General features: G+C 54.6%; 20 protein-coding genes. 11 read left to right on the top strand and 9 right to left on the bottom strand.

Annotated features, from left to right (window positions below):
• Positions 1 to 32: 32 nt before the first annotated feature.
• Both focA and H598_RS0111975 read right to left on the bottom strand, forming a co-directional pair.
• The gene (gene focA, locus H598_RS24165) at positions 33 to 1,469 is read right to left on the bottom strand and encodes a formate transporter FocA (protein WP_169629254.1); all 1,437 of its coding nucleotides are present in this window, start codon (positions 1,467 to 1,469) and stop codon (positions 33 to 35) included.
• Positions 1,470 to 2,249: 780 nt separating this feature from the next.
• Positions 2,250 to 2,495, bottom strand: coding sequence for a hypothetical protein (locus H598_RS0111975; RefSeq protein ID WP_028113230.1), 246 nt, complete (start codon positions 2,493 to 2,495; stop codon positions 2,250 to 2,252).
• Between the two features lie 263 nt (positions 2,496 to 2,758).
• Between H598_RS0111975 and H598_RS0111970 the strand changes: the two genes are divergently transcribed.
• Positions 2,759 to 3,472, top strand: coding sequence for a creatininase family protein (locus H598_RS0111970; RefSeq protein WP_028113229.1), 714 nt, complete (start codon positions 2,759 to 2,761; stop codon positions 3,470 to 3,472).
• A 249-nt stretch (positions 3,473 to 3,721) separates the two neighbouring features.
• The gene (locus H598_RS0111965) at positions 3,722 to 4,603 is read left to right on the top strand and encodes an alpha/beta hydrolase family protein (protein ID WP_028113228.1); all 882 of its coding nucleotides are present in this window, start codon (positions 3,722 to 3,724) and stop codon (positions 4,601 to 4,603) included.
• A gap of 32 nt (positions 4,604 to 4,635) precedes the next feature.
• Here H598_RS0111965 and H598_RS0111960 read toward each other — a convergent pair whose 3' ends face one another.
• Together H598_RS0111960 and H598_RS0111955 are read right to left on the bottom strand one after the other, a co-directional pair.
• A complete protein-coding gene (locus tag H598_RS0111960; RefSeq protein WP_035415849.1) occupies positions 4,636 to 5,643 on the bottom strand; it encodes an HAD family hydrolase in 1,008 nt (335 codons plus the stop codon).
• A 169-nt stretch (positions 5,644 to 5,812) separates the two neighbouring features.
• A complete protein-coding gene (locus H598_RS0111955; protein ID WP_028113226.1) occupies positions 5,813 to 6,724 on the bottom strand; it encodes a LysR family transcriptional regulator in 912 nt (303 codons plus the stop codon).
• A 161-nt stretch (positions 6,725 to 6,885) separates the two neighbouring features.
• Between H598_RS0111955 and H598_RS0111950 the strand changes: the two genes are divergently transcribed.
• Together H598_RS0111950 and H598_RS0111945 are read left to right on the top strand one after the other, a co-directional pair.
• Positions 6,886 to 7,197, top strand: a complete 312-nt coding sequence (locus H598_RS0111950; protein WP_028113225.1) for a monooxygenase — start codon at positions 6,886 to 6,888, stop codon at positions 7,195 to 7,197.
• Between the two features lie 15 nt (positions 7,198 to 7,212).
• The gene (locus tag H598_RS0111945; protein ID WP_028113224.1) at positions 7,213 to 7,596 is read left to right on the top strand and encodes a hypothetical protein; all 384 of its coding nucleotides are present in this window, start codon (positions 7,213 to 7,215) and stop codon (positions 7,594 to 7,596) included.
• A gap of 46 nt (positions 7,597 to 7,642) precedes the next feature.
• Here H598_RS0111945 and bioD read toward each other — a convergent pair whose 3' ends face one another.
• From bioD to bioB, 4 genes are read right to left on the bottom strand one after another with little or no spacing between them, the layout of a single operon-like run.
• Positions 7,643 to 8,320 carry a dethiobiotin synthase gene (gene bioD / locus H598_RS0111940; RefSeq protein ID WP_028113223.1) on the bottom strand — a complete coding sequence of 226 codons (678 nt, stop codon included), beginning with the start codon at positions 8,318 to 8,320 and terminating at the stop codon, positions 7,643 to 7,645.
• A complete protein-coding gene (gene bioC, locus H598_RS0111935; RefSeq protein WP_028113222.1) occupies positions 8,310 to 9,110 on the bottom strand; it encodes a malonyl-ACP O-methyltransferase BioC in 801 nt (266 codons plus the stop codon). Before bioC ends, bioD begins: the two co-directional genes overlap by 11 nt.
• On the bottom strand, positions 9,100 to 10,269 hold the full coding sequence (gene bioF, locus H598_RS0111930; RefSeq protein WP_028113221.1) for an 8-amino-7-oxononanoate synthase: 1,170 nt from the start codon (positions 10,267 to 10,269) through the stop codon (positions 9,100 to 9,102). The genes bioC and bioF overlap by 11 nt, the downstream gene beginning before the upstream one ends.
• Positions 10,256 to 11,248, bottom strand: coding sequence for a biotin synthase BioB (bioB, locus tag H598_RS0111925; protein ID WP_211227293.1), 993 nt, complete (start codon positions 11,246 to 11,248; stop codon positions 10,256 to 10,258). Before bioB ends, bioF begins: the two co-directional genes overlap by 14 nt.
• Positions 11,249 to 11,417: 169 nt before the next feature.
• On the opposite strand from bioB, the gene bioA reads away from it, so the two are divergent.
• The 3 genes from bioA to H598_RS0111910 all read left to right on the top strand — a co-directional run bounded on the left by bioA (position 11,418) and on the right by H598_RS0111910 (position 13,611).
• Positions 11,418 to 12,686 carry an adenosylmethionine--8-amino-7-oxononanoate transaminase gene (bioA, locus tag H598_RS0111920; protein ID WP_156897016.1) on the top strand — a complete coding sequence of 423 codons (1,269 nt, stop codon included), beginning with the start codon at positions 11,418 to 11,420 and terminating at the stop codon, positions 12,684 to 12,686.
• 99 nt (positions 12,687 to 12,785) lie between these two features.
• Positions 12,786 to 13,226, top strand: coding sequence for a hypothetical protein (locus H598_RS24160; RefSeq protein WP_051252690.1), 441 nt, complete (start codon positions 12,786 to 12,788; stop codon positions 13,224 to 13,226).
• A 19-nt stretch (positions 13,227 to 13,245) separates the two neighbouring features.
• Positions 13,246 to 13,611 (top strand): MmcQ/YjbR family DNA-binding protein, encoded by a 366-nt coding sequence (locus tag H598_RS0111910; RefSeq protein WP_028113218.1) that lies wholly within the window; start codon positions 13,246 to 13,248, stop codon positions 13,609 to 13,611.
• A gap of 230 nt (positions 13,612 to 13,841) precedes the next feature.
• Here H598_RS0111910 and H598_RS24155 read toward each other — a convergent pair whose 3' ends face one another.
• A complete protein-coding gene (locus H598_RS24155) occupies positions 13,842 to 14,771 on the bottom strand; it encodes an integron integrase (protein ID WP_342663232.1) in 930 nt (309 codons plus the stop codon).
• A gap of 308 nt (positions 14,772 to 15,079) precedes the next feature.
• Between H598_RS24155 and H598_RS0111900 the strand changes: the two genes are divergently transcribed.
• The 4 genes from H598_RS0111900 to H598_RS24145 all read left to right on the top strand — a co-directional run.
• Entirely contained in the window at positions 15,080 to 15,871 is a 792-nt protein-coding gene (locus H598_RS0111900) for a DUF3800 domain-containing protein (protein ID WP_028113217.1), read from the top strand.
• Positions 15,872 to 15,977: 106 nt separating this feature from the next.
• A complete protein-coding gene (locus H598_RS0111895) occupies positions 15,978 to 16,367 on the top strand; it encodes a DUF6678 family protein (protein WP_028113216.1) in 390 nt (129 codons plus the stop codon).
• Positions 16,368 to 16,468: 101 nt separating this feature from the next.
• Positions 16,469 to 16,807, top strand: a complete 339-nt coding sequence (locus H598_RS24150) for a hypothetical protein (RefSeq protein ID WP_051252688.1) — start codon at positions 16,469 to 16,471, stop codon at positions 16,805 to 16,807.
• Positions 16,808 to 17,454: 647 nt separating this feature from the next.
• Positions 17,455 to 17,864 (top strand): hypothetical protein (locus tag H598_RS24145; protein WP_035415848.1); only part of this gene is annotated, 410 nt, incomplete at its 3' end.

The following is a 17,864-nucleotide window of genomic DNA, read 5'->3' as shown; positions in this document are numbered from 1 at the left end:
GGTGCGACGTACCGCTGGCTAACGTTATTGGCTTAAGCTACATTTGCTTCACCTCGCATATCAGGGGCTTGCATTGCCTGAAGCTCGCCGGCAAGGGCAGCCAGTACTTTTCGACGGTCGATCACTCCGACCACTCTTTTGCCATCCATCACCACCACCAGGGCATTCGCTCTGGGGACGGCGTTCATGGCGCGTTGCTCAATGTTTTCCACATTGAAACTGGTGAGATACCCGCTGGAGCTGACCGGGTAGAGTTTGTCCTCATCCACCGCCAAGCGGCAGGCCAGCTTGGTCAGTGGTTCATCGGCGCTGCAGGAGAAGGTCAAAGGCTGCATGACCTTGGCGATCTCCATCAGTTGGGTATCTTCAAATTCAGACAGGTAAAACGCTCGCAGCAGATCCTGGTCATCGACGATGGCCACGGGACGGTCGCCGTCCAGCACCAGAGCCGCGGCGCGGCCTTGGCGCAGCAGAGCCTGGCTGGCTTCGGCGACGTTGGTGGTGGGGGTCAGCGTCAGTGGCTGGTGATCACACAGATCGGCGGCGGTCAGTGGGGTGGTGGTGTAAGTCATGGTGTGGTTTCCTTTGGATTCAGAATTCGAATGAGTGTCGGTGTCAGAAGCGGGGGTGTGGCGGCCATGGATCCACCAATGGGCCAGGCCGACGAAGACGCCGCCGCCGATGATGTTGCCGAGGGTGACCGGCATCAGATTGTTAATGAGAAAGTGGCTGACGGTCAGATCAGCGAACTGATCGGCATTGACCCCTAAGTTGGCCCAGAACGCGGCATCCGCAAGGCTGTGGATGGCAATCCCCAGCGGTACCAGAAACAGATTGGCAATGCTGTGTTCAAACCCGGTACTGACAAACATCGCCACTGGCAGAATCAGCAACAGGGATTTTCCCACCGGATCCTTGGTGCTGAAGCTCATCCAGATCCCAAGACATACCAGTAGGTTACACAGTACGCCCAGCGCAACTGCTTGCCAGAAGCTGTGCTCCAGCTTGTGCTGGGCAACGCTCATGACCTGCAGGCCCCACTGGCCGCCAAACTGACTGGCCTGATCTGCCGTAACCAGCAGTGCCACCAACAGCAGGGCTCCCGTCAGGTTGCCGGCAAACACCCGTCCCCAATGGCTAAGCAAGCGTCGGCCGCTGATCTGGCCGTTGGCCCAGGGGATGATGGTTAGCACCGTGCTGGTAAACAGCTCCGCGCCACAGACCACCACCAGAATCAGACCCAGGCTGAACACCAAGCCGCCCAGCAGTCGGCTTAGTCCCCAGGGCATGCCGCTGGAGCCGGTAACAACGGTGATGTAGAAGGTGAAAGCGATACCGATGTACAACCCGGCCATAACGGCCAGGGCAAACACTCGGCTGGCGGATTTCCCCAACTTGCTGTGGCCGAATTGTTCGGCACCGCTGAGCAAGGCATCCCGTTGTGGGGAACTGGGTACCGCGGTCAGCATCTGCATCCCTTATGCGGCTTTGGTGTGATTGGGGTCGCATTTATCATTGGTTTTCTCCTGTGGGTCACTCTTGGGTGTGTCGTTGTGATTTCCCATTCACGTTATGATCGCCCCGAGGCAAATAAAAATTGATTTATCATTGCGTGTTAATAAATAAAAATGATTGAAAGGGCGTTGGATTGTTACCAATTCACGCCGTCATCTTGGTGTGCAGATGGATTGTGGATGTCAGTACCATCAGGGTGTTGCGACGGGTCAGGGCCGGATTTGTTCGCTAACTATTGTGTTATTTGGGTTTTACACTCAATTAGTGAGTAGGGAGTAGGTAATCAGCCGGGATCCCGGCAGATTGAGAGGTTGATCATAATCGGCTCAGCACCCATCTAGGTGATCGACTTTTTTGATGGATGTCGCTTGCTGTGACTATTTTAATGATGGTTTTTGGTTGTTTTGAGGGGTGATCTTGGTCACGCTTTTGGGATGGTTGCCGCAATGAAAGCCCATCGCCGATAGGTTTTGCTCCCTGAGTGACTGCGATGGCCGAGTCTAAAAGGTGAGTCAGTCGTCAATCCGGGTTGAATGTCGTCGAAGGCAAAAAGTGGCTGCGGATTAAGGCGATGAGCGCCCAAAATTAATTATCAAAAAAATTGATAAGCGATCTTCAATTAATTTGCATATTTGATTTTGATTGGTTGATAACTTTCGTTTTTGATCGCCACTGCGATCGTGAGCGGGATCAAAGAAGGCTGAGGGAGGCGTGGCCTCCCCCTCGAACGGCAATCAGAATTTTCCGACTTCATCATCAAAAATGTTGGCGGCAGCATCAGTAAAATCGAAGTTGTCGCGAATGTAGTGCAGGGTTCTCAGTTCGGTGTCGGTAATTCGGTGGCCATCCCTGGCGGAGTTGATCAGATCCATCACCTCTCCTTTGGACAGGCGACCTTCGCCGACACCTGTGGTGTGAGCCTGTGCCATATCCAGCAACTCTTTTTCATACTGAACCCCATTAATGCTGACATAAGCCATACTCGCCTCCTTGAGGACGATAAAGGGTGAAAAGGGTGTGAGTGATTGCTTCCAGCTCCGCGGCGAAGCCTTCCGCCTGCAAAGCCTAGCAACAAAATTCTGCCTTGAGAGGCGCCGCTGAAGGGGAGTGATTGGAGTCACTGTAATTAAAGCGACTATTTTTTAGCACTGCGACGCGCTGTTGTCTTCATGAGTCGACTTTGGCCACAGCGGCAAGAGTTGGGACAGGCTATGATCGTGATTTGCCCGCAGGAGTGACCAACATGGATTGGGTATTGCCGAACGTCAGTTCCCCGGAACTGCAACATCAGCAGCCGGAGTTTTGGGTCTTGCCCGTGGGCGCTTTCGAACAGCATGGGGCCCATCTGCCGATGGTGACCGATACGCTGATCGCCTGCGCCGTTGGTCACCGAATTGCTCAGGCCCATGGCGGGGCAATGCTGTCACCGGTAACGGTCTCCTGCTCCCATGAACACGCGGGCTTCTATGGCACCGCCTGGGTGTCGGCAACCACGTTGCTATCGATATTGTCCGATACCCTGGCGGCGCTGAAGCACTCCAACTGCCGCAAGTTGGTGATAGTGAACGGTCATGGCGGGAACTACGTGGTCAGCAGTTTTGCCCAGCAGCAGAACGTGAAGGCGGCCGAGGTGTTGCTGCTGCCCGCCCGTCAGCATCATCAACAGGCGGCCAGGCTCGCCGGCATCGAAACCGATTTGCATCAGGATATGCACGGCGGCGAATTTGAAACCTCGATTTTAATGGCGGTGGCACCCGAATATCTGCGCCCTGAACGGATGCAGGATCATCAGCACGATGAACGGCCGTTGCTGACGCTTACCGGCATGAAAGGCTATACCGAGTCGGGCATTATCGGTTTTCCTTCCAAGGCCAGCGCCGCCAAGGGGGAGGCGTTTCTGCAAGCGATCGCCAATGTGGTCGCCGGGGATCTGCAGCACTTTCTGAGCCTGCCGTAAGTCGATGAATGCCAGTGTATTGGTTACTAAGGGGTTTTAGTCTTTGCCCCCGCCAGCACGAGTGCGTATATTAGACCGCGTTAACGCAGGCAACGGAGTGCCGATGGTTAGCGATGTTGTCCCGCCATTTCGGTAAACCGGCATTGATCGGTGCCGGCTCCGTATTCGTCCAATAGAGACCCGCCTGTGCCACTGTGTGCCCGATTTTAGGGTAGTTTGAGGCGTTTTTAACCACAGCAAGGAGTCGGCATGCAAAAGGAGTTGCAGCCATTAATGACCGGGGGCGGTTACGAGATCGTCACCACCTGGTACAGCCCGGCACACGAACCGGTGGCGACGGTGATTCTGGCCGCGGCCATGGGGGTAGAACAGGACTTCTATCAGCCGCTGGCCCGCTGGTTGGCGGAGCAGGGCTACCGGGTTATTACCTTTGATTATTACGGTTGCGGCCGCTCCTGGCAGGGGCCTTTGAGCCGCTGTGGCGTCGATCTGATGGATTGGGCCCGTTTCGATTGTGCCGCGGTCATCAATGCGGCCTACCGCCACGACAGCACCCACCCTCTGTATTGGATTGGCCACAGCTTAGGCGGACAGCTGCTGGGGATGATTCCCAATGCCCGGCTGTTGTCTAAGGTGGTCACCATTGCCTGTGGCAGTGGTTATTGGCTCGACAATGCCCCGTCGCTGAAACGTCGGGTCTGGTTGTTGTGGTACGTATTGGCTCCCTTGACCACCGCGGTTCTGGGGTATTTCCCCGGTGGCCGGCTGAAGATGGTGGGAGACCTGCCCGGAGCGGTGATGCGCCAGTGGCGTCGCTGGTGTCTGCACCCACGCTATGCGGTCGGGGTCGAAGGCGAGCCGATCAAGGCCGGATTTGCGGCATTGGCCTGCCCGGTAACCGCCATTAGCTTTGAGGATGACGAGTTGTTGTCCCGCACCAATATCGACTCGCTGCATGGGTTTTTTACCGGCACTCAGGTCACCATGTACCACCTGAGCCGCGAGGATTGTGACGGCCGTACGGTCGGCCACATGGGCTTTTTTCGGCCCCGCTTTCTGACTAGCCTGTGGGCATCCACCCTGTTGCCTGAGCTGCAGCTAAATTCCCACAGCCGCCGCCTGTGCGGTTAAATGGGTGGCCATGGCGCTTGTTTGACTCACCGTCAGTCAATGTCAGGAAAGATCTGACGCCACTCCTGTTTCATGTCCACCAGTGTCCAGCCGTCGGACTTCGCCTGGTCCATGGCTTTGTCAAGTTTGCCGATGGTGGAGTGACGGTCGTAGGCCCATTCCCGTTTGTCGTCGGTATGGTGCACCAGGCCGGCAAAGCTGAGGTAAGGACTGGCTTTGGTCCACTGCAGCATCTGCCTGTCGCCATCGGAGTTGCCAAAGGCGAACACCGGGCGTTTGCCGATGTGATAGTGGATGGCCACCGGCTTGGTGGCCTTATCGTCGATGAAGTGAATCTCGGCATCACGCATCAGGGTGGGGACACCATCAATCACCTCATAGCGTACCGCCAGGCTGGAGCCGATAACCTGTTGCGGCGGTAGGCCGTACACCGCTTCACTCCAGGGGCGCATAAAGTCGATGCCGCCACCGGAAACGATGTAGTTGGTGAAGCCGTGTGCCTGCAGATAATCCAGTAGCTCCAGCATCGGCTGATACACCATCTGGGTGTACTTACGACCGGTTTTGGGATGGGTGGCGGTGTCGATCCACTGCTGAACCAGGGCGGCAAACTCGGAGGTGCTGATGCCGGCGTGGGTGGCCATCACCAGGTCGAGCAACGCCCGTTCGCCGCCTTTGAGGGCGGTGGCCATGTCATTTTCCAGCACGGCTTTAAAGGGCTGAGTCTGCTTCCATTGCGGGTGTTCGGGGGCCATCTGATGAATGCGGTCAATGGCAAACGCCAACTGGTTATAGAGAGGCTGTTCGCTCCACAGGGTGCCGTCGTTGTCGAACACCGCGATGCGATCGGCCTCAGGGATGAATGCCGGGTTAGTTTCAGTGGTGACGGTATCGACGTACGCGATGATGGCGGCCTTGCTGGAACCGTCGTGCCAGGAAGGCAGTGGATCGGTGCTGGCCTGCGCGGTGGCCAGGCACAGCCCCAGGCTGAGGGTGGCACCCATGGGGCGAAGCAAGTGGGTCCGTAATCGAAGCGTCATGAAAATTCCTTGTTACCTGTTCATCTGGCCCCAGGATCAGTGCTGGGGACACCAGACTATCCGAAAACGGTTCGGACTCAGCCGAATAATGCGGCTTGGGTCAGCGAGGGTTCAGTGTAGTCCTAAAAACACCAGGGCGTAGACAGGGCATTAACAGGCTGGCCGCCAGCTAGCCTGATTCGTCGTTGTCGGCCTCGAGTCGTGTCTGTGCCTCCTGCATCAGTTCCAGATACAGCGCATTGGCTGCCAAACCTGTGCGGGCCAGCTTGGGCCGAACCAGGTGCATCGGCACCTGATAACGGCGGCCGCCATCAAGGTTGAGCCGCACAAACTGGTTGGGGTCTCGCTGGGCCAGCAGGTGTTCGGGTAGACGGCAGAAACCGGCGCCGGTGATCACCGCCTCCCAGGCATGATCGAAATTGTCCACGGTCAGTCGCTGCTGGGCTTTCAGCCAGCCCACATCCTGGGCCTGTTCGTCGGCGCCCAGATCCCGAATGACGATCTGGGTTTGACCGGTCAGGTCGTCATTGTTGAGCTCGGATCGGTTGGCCAGTTGATGCTGGTTGCCCACTACCGGCACCATGGTGACCGTGCCAAAGGCCTCTGCCAGATGGTTGCCCATGGGGACATTGATGATGGCCAGGTCGCACAGCTGTTGTTCCACCGCATTACGGGTGCTGGTCAGCGAGGTTTCCCGAATCTGGACCGAGGTGCCGGGATGACGGGCCATAAATCGGGATAGTGGCGGGTACAGCCAGCCTCGGTCGCAGAGGTGATCCATGCTCAGGGTGATCTGCGCCTCGGCACCTTCGGCCAGTTGTCGGGCCATCCATTCCAGATCTCGGGCCTGCTCCAGCATCGGTGCCGCCCGGCGTAACAGCGCCTGCCCCTGCTCGGTCAGCACCGCCCGTCGCCCCACCACCTGCACCAGAGGCACCGCTAACTGACTTTCCAGCTTTTTGATGCCGTAGATCAGAGTGGTGTGGCTTTTATTGAGCACGGCGGCGGCGCGTTGAATGCTGCCGGCCTGATCCACCGCCTGTAGGGTGTGCCATTGATCTAAGGTTGTTTTTAAACTCATGGTGGATTTTATTGACACGTTAGTGCGGATATTTGAACTTTATTGTACATAATTTTGAGTTCAACATGGTGTTCAACCTCGATACCGAGGGCGAGACTCCGCTCTGCTGCGGTTTCGAAACAAGGTATCGGCGACGACAACTAAGATTGAGGAGTGACACCATGGCGGTAATTGTGCAAGTGGACTTTCCCTATGCGGGCCCGTTTGACCAGCGCATGACCGAGCAAATGAGCGACCTGGCGGCGTCGATCAACGATGAGCCGGGCATGCTGTGGAAGGTATGGACCATCAACGAGCAGACCAAGGAAGCCGGAGGCGTGTATTTATTCGATAATCAGGCCAACGCCGAGGCGTACCTGGCGATGCACAGTGCTCGTCTGCGGCAGATGGGCGTTGAGGGGATCACCGGTAAGGTGTTTCACATCAATGAGGCATTGACGGCCATTAATCAGGGCCCGGTAAACCCAGCCTAAATCAGGAGAGAACCGATGTCTGCAAATCGAGTGTTACAACTGCACAGCCTGATCTACGGTGTCTTTGCAGTATTGCTGGCGCTGATCCCCGCTTGGCTGTGGCCGCAATATGGGTTGATGATCGACGATAAATACAGTGTATTTTTGTCTCAGCACAACAGCATTTTTCTGGCTGGCATTGCCATCATTGGTTGGCAGTTTTCTCGGTTTGAGCCCGGCAGTAGCGCGGTTCTGACCCTGTTGAGAAGCCTGATATGGACCAACCTTATTGGCGCTGCGGTGACCCTGTATGCCTGTTTGACCGGGCTGTTTAGCGGCTTCGGTTGGAGCGACCCGCTGTTCTTTATCGGCGTAGTACTGTGGTTAAGCTGGGCACTCAAGCGCGCCGAGCGCGGTTGACCATGGTTTAAGAAACGCTCCCGCTTTGGCGGGAGCGTTTTGCTATTCAGGCGAGCAGGGGCGACAGGTCGATGTGCTGGTTGAGGGGGTGTTCGGTGTCGGACAGATGGGGAATCCGCCCCAACAGCGGCGCCTTCATATGGCGGCACAGGTAGTCGATGTTTTCCTGCTGGCAGGCGCTGTCGGCATCGACGTGGTTGGCAATCCAGCCTACCAGTTTCAGGCCGTCGGCTTCGATCACTCGCTGCGACAACAGCGCATGGTTCAGACAACCCAGCTTGATCCCCACCACCAGTACCACCGGCAACTGTTGCTCGGCCACCCAGTGATTGAGCGTCACAGTGTCATCCACTGGCACCATCCAGCCGCCGGCGCCTTCCACGACCACCATATCGGCCATTTGGCCCAACTCTGTGAGCCCGCGCGTCAACCGGTCGGTGTCAATGGCGATGCCTTGATGGCGGGCGGCAAGATGAGGAGACAGGGGCTCAGGCAGCGCGTAAGGGTTGACCTGGTCGTAGGTCAGAGTCAGCGAACTGGCGGCCTGCAGCGCCAGGGCGTCGCCATTTTCCAGCCCCTGCTCACCGGGTTCACAGCCGGCAGCCAGTGGCTTATAACCGGCGGTCGCCAGGCCCCGTTGGTGGCCGGCTTGCAGCAGGGCGCGGGCGGCCAGGGTTTTACCGATATCGGTGTCGGTGCCGGTGACAAACAACTTAAGTGTCATTGCTCAGAGTTCCAAAACAGACTTGATAGGTCAGGGGTAATAAACCGCGCTCATCGGCCTGAACGGCGTAAGCCTGCTGCAGGCGCTGCAGGGTGCCTTTGCCGGTCAGCCCCGGAGCCCGGCCGTGGTTGAGGTGGTTGGCACCGACGCCTTTCAGTGCCTTCATTACTGCCAACGCGTTGGGATAGTGCAGGGTGATGGCTTCAAACGTCAGTTGTGACGGTGAGAATCCCGCCTGGGCCACCTGCATGCGAATGGCCTCGGGACTGAGGAACCGGTTGATGTGATGGTGGCCATGGGCCTGTTGCCAGGCCTTATCCAGCTCGGACAGCGAGCCAGTGGCCAGGGTGGAGAACAGCACCCGTCCGCCGGGGGTTAGCGCCCGTTTCAATTGAGACAGCGCCAGCTGCAGGTTGTCGCTCCACTGCAGCGCCAGATTGCTGAACACCAGATCGACGGCGTGGCTTTGCAGTGGCAGTGCATCGGCATCGGCGACCACCACCCGGGCGGCGGTGCAGCGCTGCTGTGTGGCCGATGCCATCGCCATGGCCAGATCCAGGGCAATCACCTGGTGTCCCTGGGCCTGTAACTGCTCTGAGAAGTGGCCGCTGCCACAACCTAAATCCAGGCAGCGACCGATGGCCTGAGGCCCGGCCAGGGCCAGCAGGCGTTCGCCGACCTGGCGCTGAAACGCGGCGTGGTTGTCGTAGCTGTGGGCGGCGCGACTGAAGGCGGCGCCGATGGCGCCCTTGTCGTGTTTGGCTGATTCGAGCAGCGCCTTACTGTTCATGCCAGGCCTCGTTGATGGCATCGGCCAGTTGCTGCACCTGGTGTTCGCTGTGGGCGGCACTGAGGGTGACCCTCAGCCTGGCTTTGCCGGCGGGCACCGTTGGTGGCCGAATGGCACTGACCCAAAAGCCCTTGTGACGAAGTGCCTCAGACAGTGCCAGTGCCCGTTGGCTGTCGCCCACCATCAGCGGCTGGATGGGAGTGTCGGTGTGACACAGGGGAATGGCGGGATCCAGCCTCGCCTGCAACAGTTGTTGCCATTGCGCCAGCCGCTGTTGGCGCCACGGTTCCTGCGTGATCACCTCGATGGCCTCGCCGATGGCACAGGCCTGGGCCGGGGGCAGGGCGGTGGAGTAGATGAGATGGCGGGCAAACTGAGTCAGATACTCGGCCAGGTCGTGACCGCACAACACCGCCGCCCCGGCGCAGCCAAAGGCCTTGCCAAAGGTCACCACGAGCAGGTCCGGTTGAATGCCGGCGGCATCGCAGCTGCCTCGGCCCTGTTGGCCCAATATGCCACAGCCGTGGGCATCGTCGACCATCAGCCAGGCCCGATGCTGCTGGCACAGCGCGGCGATGTCGGCCAGTGGGGCGCGATCCCCGTCCATGCTGAACACCCCTTCGGTGATCACCAGTTTGGCTTGTTCAGGCGCGGCGCTCTGCAGCCGGCGCGCCAAATCGTCGCAGTCGTTGTGCTTAAAGCGGGCTTGGGTGGCGGGGCAAAGGTGGCCAGCTTCCTGCAAAGAGGCGTGGTTGAGGCGGTCTTGCAGCAGCAGATCGGATTTTTGCATCAGCGCATGAATGATGGCCTGATTGGCGGCAAAGCCACTGCTGAACAGCAGTGCCCGCTCAAACCCCAGCCATTGGCACAGGGTCTGTTCTAACTGCTGATGGGCTTGGTGGTGCCCGGTAACCAAAGGAGAAGCGCCACTGCCGGCACCAAAGCGACGCAGGCCGCGCTTCCAGGCCTCGGACAGACGAGACGACTCCGCCAGACCCAGGTAATCGTTACCGCAAAAATGGTGATAGGGGCGGTCGTCAACCAGGATCTGGCCGCCATCGAGGCGTTGAATGACCTGGCGGTGTCGGTATAGCCCTTGCGCATCCCGCTCCGCCAGCGCGGAGCGGATGCGGGTTGCCAGCGGATTAGCGGCTGGCATCGTAGAACAGGTCATCGGCGTTGGGACGAGCGGCGATGTTGTGGTTAACCTGAGCCAGCAGCGATTCCGCTTCAACGGCATCGGGCTTTTGTACTCGATCTTCGCTGTTGATCCCCAGCTTGTTGAACAGCTGCAGATCTTTGTCTTCGGCCGGATTGGGGGTGGTCAACAGTTTGCAGCCGTAGAACACCGAGTTGGCTCCGGCCATAAAGCACAGCGCCTGCATCTGCTCATTCATGTTTTCCCGGCCCGCCGACAGGCGCACCGCCGACTTGGGCATCATGATGCGGGCAATGGCCACCAGCCGAATAAAGTCGAACGGTTCGACGTCGTCCAGGTTCTCCATCGGCGTGCCTTTCACCTTCACCAGCATGTTGATGGGCACGCTCTCCGGGTGAGTGGGCAGATTGGCCAGTTCCACCAGCAGGCCGGCGCGGTCGCTGGCGCTCTCGCCCATGCCGATGATGCCACCGGAACAGACCTTCATGCCGGCGTCGCGCACGTGGCTGAGGGTGTCGAGCCGATCCTGGTAGGTGCGGGTGGTAATGATGTTGCCGTAAAACTCCGGCGAGGTATCCAGGTTGTGGTTGTAGTAATCCAGACCGGCCTCAGCCAGCTCGTCGGCTTGGTCGGCGTCCAGCATGCCCAGGGTCATACAGGTTTCCATGCCCATGGATTTGACCCCACGGATCATCTCCACCAGATAGGGCATGTCGCGGGCTTTGGGATTTTTCCAGGCCGCGCCCATACAGAATCGCTGTGAGCCAGCGGCCTTGGCCTTTTGAGCCGACTCCAGCACCTGCTGCACCTCCATCAAGCGCTCTTTGTCGATGTCGGTGCGGTAATGAGCACTCTGAGGGCAGTACTTACAGTCTTCGGGGCAGGCGCCGGTTTTGATCGACAACAGGGTGCTGACCTGCACCTTGTTGGCGTCATGGTGCTGACGGTGTACCTGTTGGGCCTGAAACAGCAGATCCATAAAGGGTTGATTAAAAAGCGTATCGACTTCTTCTCTGGTCCAGTTGTGACGCAGTTCCACGGCGGTTCCCCAAAAAGGTTGTAGTTATCGGTTTGTCCTTGGCTAGTCTAAAGCAAGTCGATAAACTGTCAACCAACTGGGAATTGCTACATTTACAAGCGGTTAAAAAATGACCATTGATATTGAGTTTGATCAGCAACACATCTGGCACCCTTACACGTCGACCCTGAACCCACTGCCGTGTTACCCGGTGGCGTCGGCCACCGGAGTGGAGTTGCAGCTGGAGGATGGCCGCACCCTGATCGACGGCATGTCCTCCTGGTGGGCCGCCATCCATGGTTACAACCATCCACACCTGAACCAGGCAGTCACCGGGCAACTGGCCAACATGTCGCACGTGATGTTTGGTGGCATCACCCATCAACCGGCGGTGTCTTTGTGCAAAAAGTTGGTGGCGATGACGCCGGCGCCATTGCAGCAGGTGTTTCTGGCGGATTCCGGTTCGGTGGCGGTGGAGGTGGCGTTGAAGATGGCGCTGCAATACTGGGCGGCCAAAGGCGAGAGTCGGCCACGCTTTCTTACTCTGCGTCATGGCTATCATGGCGACACCTTCGCCGCCATGTCGGTGACTGACCCCGACAACTCCATGCACAGCCTCTACAAGGGCTTTTTGCCTGAGCACGTGTTTGCGAATTCGCCTCAGGGCGGCTTCTTCGAATCGTGGCGAGAGGCCGATTTTGACGATTTTCAGCGCCAGTTTGACCGCCATCAGCACCAATTGGCGGCGGTAATTCTGGAGCCCATCGTTCAGGGTGCGGGCGGCATGCGCTTCTATCACCCCGAATTTCTGCGCCGGGTGCGACAGCTGTGTGACGACAGCGGCGTGCTGTTGATCTGCGATGAGATTGCCACCGGGTTTGGTCGAACCGGCAAGTTGTTTGCGTGTGAGCATGCCGACATCAGCCCGGATATTCTGTGTTTGGGTAAGGCTCTGACCGGCGGCTACATGACGCTGTCGGCCACCCTGACTACCCAGTCTGTAGCCGATACCGTATGCAGCGGCGAAGCCGGGTGTTTTATGCATGGGCCCACCTTTATGGGCAATCCGCTGGCCTGCGCTGTTGCCAATGCCAGCCTGGAACTGGTGCAACAGGGCGACTGGCAAGCTCAGGTCGAAAAGATAGAAACCAGGCTGGCGCAGTGGTTGCCGCCTCTGGCTCAACTGCCAAAAGTGAAGTCGGTGCGCTGGCTTGGGGCCATCGGTGTGGTGGAAACCCACCAGCCCGTTGATGTGGCCGAGATTCAGCAGCACTTCGTAGAGCAGGGAGTGTGGATTCGACCCTTTGGCCGCTTGGTCTACATAATGCCGCCTTATGTCATTGAAGACTCGCAGTTAAAGCGTTTGGTGGACGCCATGGCGACCGCATTGGCCGGGTGATTGATTGTTACCTATCGAATGCAACTCTGCGTAGGATCAAAACTCCATCGAATCGGCTTCTTTAGCATAGGGGGAAGCCGTGTAGCGAGGGAGAGGGTGATGGGCAGACTGTATCGCCGGACGCAGTTCAGCGCATTGATGATCGGCGGGCTCAGCCTGCTGATCGCCACGTTCTGGTGGCAGGGATGTGACAGCCTGCCGGTGCTGCTGCTGTCGTCGTTGGTGTTGGTGGTGGGGGCGCTGTTTTCGTCACTGACCATCGAGGTGCACCAGGGATTTGTTCGCTGGTACTTTGGTCCCAGAGTGTGGCGGCGGCAGATCCAAATCAACCAGATTGACGCCGTATCTGTGGTCAACCGAGATCAAGACGGGCGCTGGCCGGTGCATCTGGGTCGCAGTGGTTGGGCCTATCAGGTTTCTGGTCACTACTCTGTCGAATTGATGCTGCGTTGTGGCAAGATCATTCGCCTGGGAACCGATTGCCCTGATGAGGTCGTGACCGCCATCATGACAGAGCGCAACAAGCTGACCGACGAATGACGAATAAGGAGGGAACCTAATGGAACATCAAGCCGTTCGCGAATACTTGCTGAACAAGCCCAACTGCTTGCTGGATACCCCTTTTGGCCCGGAGGTGGAGGTGTTCAAGGTTAAGGGGAAGATGTTTGCCACCCTGTCGTTAGGGCAGGACAAGCGTCATTTCTGGATGAACTTGAAATGCGATCCGGATGAGGCGTTGGCACTGAGGGACATTTTCGAATCGGTCATCGCCGGCTACCACATGAACAAAAAGCACTGGAACACCGTGATTCTGGATGGCTCTATTCCTCAGGGGGAGGTTGAGCGGATGATCGACAACTCCTTCCTATTGGTGGTGCAGTCCCTTCCCAAACGGGATCGAGTCTCGGTAGAGGTGCATCTCTAGCGCCATTGGGTGGTTGAAGCGTGATGCCGCTAGACGAGTCATCTCACTGATAATCATAATGGTTTGTCGGTTGCCTCTTTTTTGCGCTACAGTAATTCCGTTTTACTCATTTCGTCGTGTTCGTTTTCTGTGGCTTCTGTGAAGGGGCGACATGGCGGAGCTGTGCCGATTCCTTGACTCGAAACAATTCAACTCCTTTGCAATTCAATAGGATAGCAGTTTGCGACTGCTTACTTTTGATTGGTCAGCCGGCTTAACGGGCTGGTGACACCATCGGCACCCATCTGCAGCACATGGGTATAAATTTGGGTGGTTTTTAGGTTGCTGTGGCCCAATTGCGCCTGGATGGTGCGAATGTCGATGCCTTGTTGCAACAAATGGGTGGCAAACGAATGGCGCAGCGTATGGCAGGTGACCTCTTTTTCGATACCGGCCTGACGAGCGGCGTGCTTCACCGCTTTTCTTAAGTTGGATGGATGAATGTGATGCCGGCGAAGGGCACCACCATCAGGGTCGAAGCTGAGGGAGGGGGAAGGAAACAGAAATTGCCACCCAAGCTCAAATTGGCCGTTAGGGAATTTTCTTGCCAGCGCATACGCCATGTTGACGCCTCTGAATTCCGGGCGTTTGAGATCGTGCTGTAAATACCGTCGAACCACTGCAATCTGAACCTTGAGTGAGTGGTGGAGCTCTCGAGCCAGGGTGACCCGGCGATGCTTGCCGCCCTTGCTGTCCCACACCTGGATGCCCGAATAGTCAAAATCGATGTCTTTGACCCTGAGTCGATAAGCCTCACTCTTGCGAAGGTCGCTGCCGTACATCAATTGCATGGGCAATAGATACCGGGGCGAGGCCTGAGCAAGCAGCGCGGCCATTTCACTGCACGTGAGCACGGTTGGTAGTTTCGGCTGCCGTTGGCTTCGTTGAAACGCGAGGGTGAGTGACAGCGGCTTATCGAGAATGTCCCGATAGAGAAACACCAGCGCATTCAGAGCGATGGCCTGGGTGGCCGGAGACAAATTGCGTTCAGAGGCCAGAAACGACAGAAATCGCTCCGGCTGTTGCTCATTCGCGTCGATGGGGTGTTGTTGACTACAAAAATTCACATAGCGCTTTATCCATAACGTGTAGGTGCGGATGGTGTTTTCTCGATAGCGCATAGCCCGCATTCATTCGCAAAGGTGAGCGATGAAAGGCGAAGTCATAGATCATTTCCTGATGACTGTATAAATATACAGTTATAGATCAGCGCCGCTTTTTTGCAAGCTGGATCCGCCTTGCGCGCCAAGTAATCGAGGCAAGAAATCGTTTTTGTGATGCTATTATTTTGAGTTATCAGATTTTTACGTCAAATTGGGAAATCTGGACGCGGCGGATAGACGGCAAGGTTTTGTTGGATGAAAGGCGGCGAATCGCCGCATAATATGCTGTTAGGTGCACATTCGTATCGTCAAATATCGGAGGTGAAATGCAAGACGGAAAGCTAATTTGGCATGTTGCCTGTGATGAGTCTGGCGTTGATGGGCAGGCTTACTACGGGTTTGGTTCTCTTTGGATGAAATACCAGAGAAGAGGAGATTTCGTTCGGATAATAAGAGAGTTAAGGGAAAGGCATCGATACTCAAATGAAATTAAGTGGCAAAGGGCCAATAAGAAGCATTATGCCAACTTTTATGAGGACCTAGTTGAAACCTTCTTCAAGCATCAATGGCTTGCTTTTCATTGTATCGTCATCAGAAAAGGGGTAGTTGATAAGAAGTATCATGACGGTGATTATGACTTGGCAATGAGGAAGCATTTTACACAATTAATTAGGACTAAAATACAGGCAATTAATTCTGCACATCCAGATAGGGAGTGCGAGTTTAGAGTTGAAGTTGATCCTTTGCCGTCAAGATATAAAAAAGCAGATGAAGCATTTCACAAAATTGCGAATAACATGCTTAAGAGTAAGTTTGGTGGAAAGGTTCCAATTAGAAGTGTTGTTACAAAGGATTCGAAAGAGTCAGAGCAAATTCAAATTGCAGACTTCCTGCTCGGTGCAGTAATGAGTGCGTTTCAAGGAAAAGTGAGTTCTGAAGCTAAAATGAAAGTTGCAACCAACATTGCAAGTTACCTTGGCTGGAGCACTTTGCAGCACGATACAAAGCCAGATGAAAGAAAGTTTAATATATGGTATTTCCATGATCCCACTAAAGGCCCTAGAGAAATCGAAACAAAAGCAGTCAAACTACGATATCCACTACCCCCGCGCACTTAACAAGACGTTGTAGCCGGACGCAATACAGGGCTTTCTGTTGTTCGTGCCTCACAAGATTTTAGCAAGCCCAATTGCGCCGCTAAACAGGCGCGTTATAAGAACCAAGATGATTCCAGTAATTTTAAAGATCGTCAATGAGAGAAATTTAGTTTCTCTGATGAATGATACAAAATGGAAGAAGTTTGCTAAGGCCATAACAGCGCAAGAAGAGCTTGAGCCATTTGTACGTTCAAAAGATATTACTGATGAAATTATTAGCGGTTTCGCTTTAAAGGATTGGGGGTTCACGGACTATAATCCTGCAATTATAGAGTGGGTTGATATTGATCCAATTAAGAGAAAATACGTTGGCAGATTGGCTCCTGACATTGAAATAGATATAACTGGATATATTCTAAATGCTTTATCAGAAAGTAATATCCCTTATTCAAAAGAAGGTGAATACTTTAGAGTATGGGGCTATTACGTTGCAGGCCAAGTGCCAAAGTTCTTATAACAAACTGTTTTAGCCGGGCTGCTAAAGCTTGGCTCAGTTTCGCTTCGCTCTACATTTTAGCCAAACATTAATCAGCCCCTTAACAGGGCGTTAGGTGCTCAATGAATCCAATCATCAAGTTAGGTCGAAACATTGTAGATTTGAAATTCAAAGCACTTGGTTTGAAAATCATTCAAGATATACCAACTGATGATTTCAATCGTATCATAGAATTTCATATTAATAATGGTTGGGTTAAAACATACGAGTATGATGGCTTTGATGCATGGATAGATTACGGCAAAGTTAAATTGTCCAAAGAAGGCTTTGAACTAAAGTTTGAGTGGGATAATTGGTGTGAAGGAGAGATATCTGGTAAAGCAAAAGATATCGAATTTTTAGCTGCAAAGTTTGGGCTAAAAGCTACAGAAACACCTAATTGGTGGCCTAAGAGCATCTAACAAGTTACTCAAAAGGACGCAAAACGCTTGGCTTGTGCTCCTTCTTAGCTTATTTTAGTCAAGCATTTATGCGCCCATTAGTAAGGCCCAATAGGAGGCAGTAGTGCAACTATCAAGGTTATTGCTGTTACTTACTCTGTATGTACCTTTATCTTTTTCGGCTGAAGTAGTTGTGTTTGCTAATTCAATCGAGATTCCAGATAACTGTAAGTTGGTAGTTCGGGCCTCTGATGACTTTAGCTATAGTTGTCCTACGAATGATTACAATAGAAACACCGTAGGTTTCCACACCAAGTCAGTTAATGAAGGTGGCATTAGTAGCATTATGAGTTCTGACCCATCTGAGAGTGATGGCAGCATGGAGTTCTTGAGACACGAACAAATGGTAATAGATAAATTTGATCATAATGTTGTCGTGATGAATTTGGCTGGTCATGAGGTGAGTTCATACTCCGTTTGTAACAATGAACTATGCCTTTCCATAATGTCCTCAGATAAGAATTTTATTAACAATATAGTTGAGCAACTATCGGAAGAGTTGATAGATTGGTGATTGGGAATCGTAACAAGAGTAATCAGTATACTCGTTGCACTCGCCGGAGCGGCTTTCAGCCGGCCCGCTGTTACTGGCGTTAGAGGAACTAAATATGAAATGGATATTAACCTTTGCAGTCGTGTTTTTTTCGCAGCCTCTTTTGGCGAGCAATTGTTTAAAATTCAACGGCAATGACTATTGTGAAGTCTGGACTAATACGTATGGTGATATTCATACAGTTGAACTACTTACGGAAGGTCAATCACTGGAGTCTTGGTCTACAATGATTACCGTGCGGAAGTATCAAGGGAAAAAAGCGCTGAAAGAGGTTCTTCCTGGCTACGTTAACAGCGTCAAGCCAATGTTCGCTATGAAGCCGGATATACTTCAGTCAGACAAGTCAAAAGTAAAGGAGGAAGTATACTTACGCATGCTTCTGTTAGCTCCTGACAAATCACATTATGAGTACGTAATAAATCGATTTTATCGAGATAATGATGAATCGGTTAAATCAATTTTTTA

Origin of the sequence: Ferrimonas kyonanensis DSM 18153 (assembly GCF_000425405.1) — a bacterium.
Lineage (GTDB): Bacteria > Pseudomonadota > Gammaproteobacteria > Enterobacterales > Shewanellaceae > Ferrimonas > Ferrimonas kyonanensis.
The sequence above is the reverse complement of the archived record's forward strand: the minus strand, read 5'-3'. Positions and strand labels throughout refer to the sequence as shown.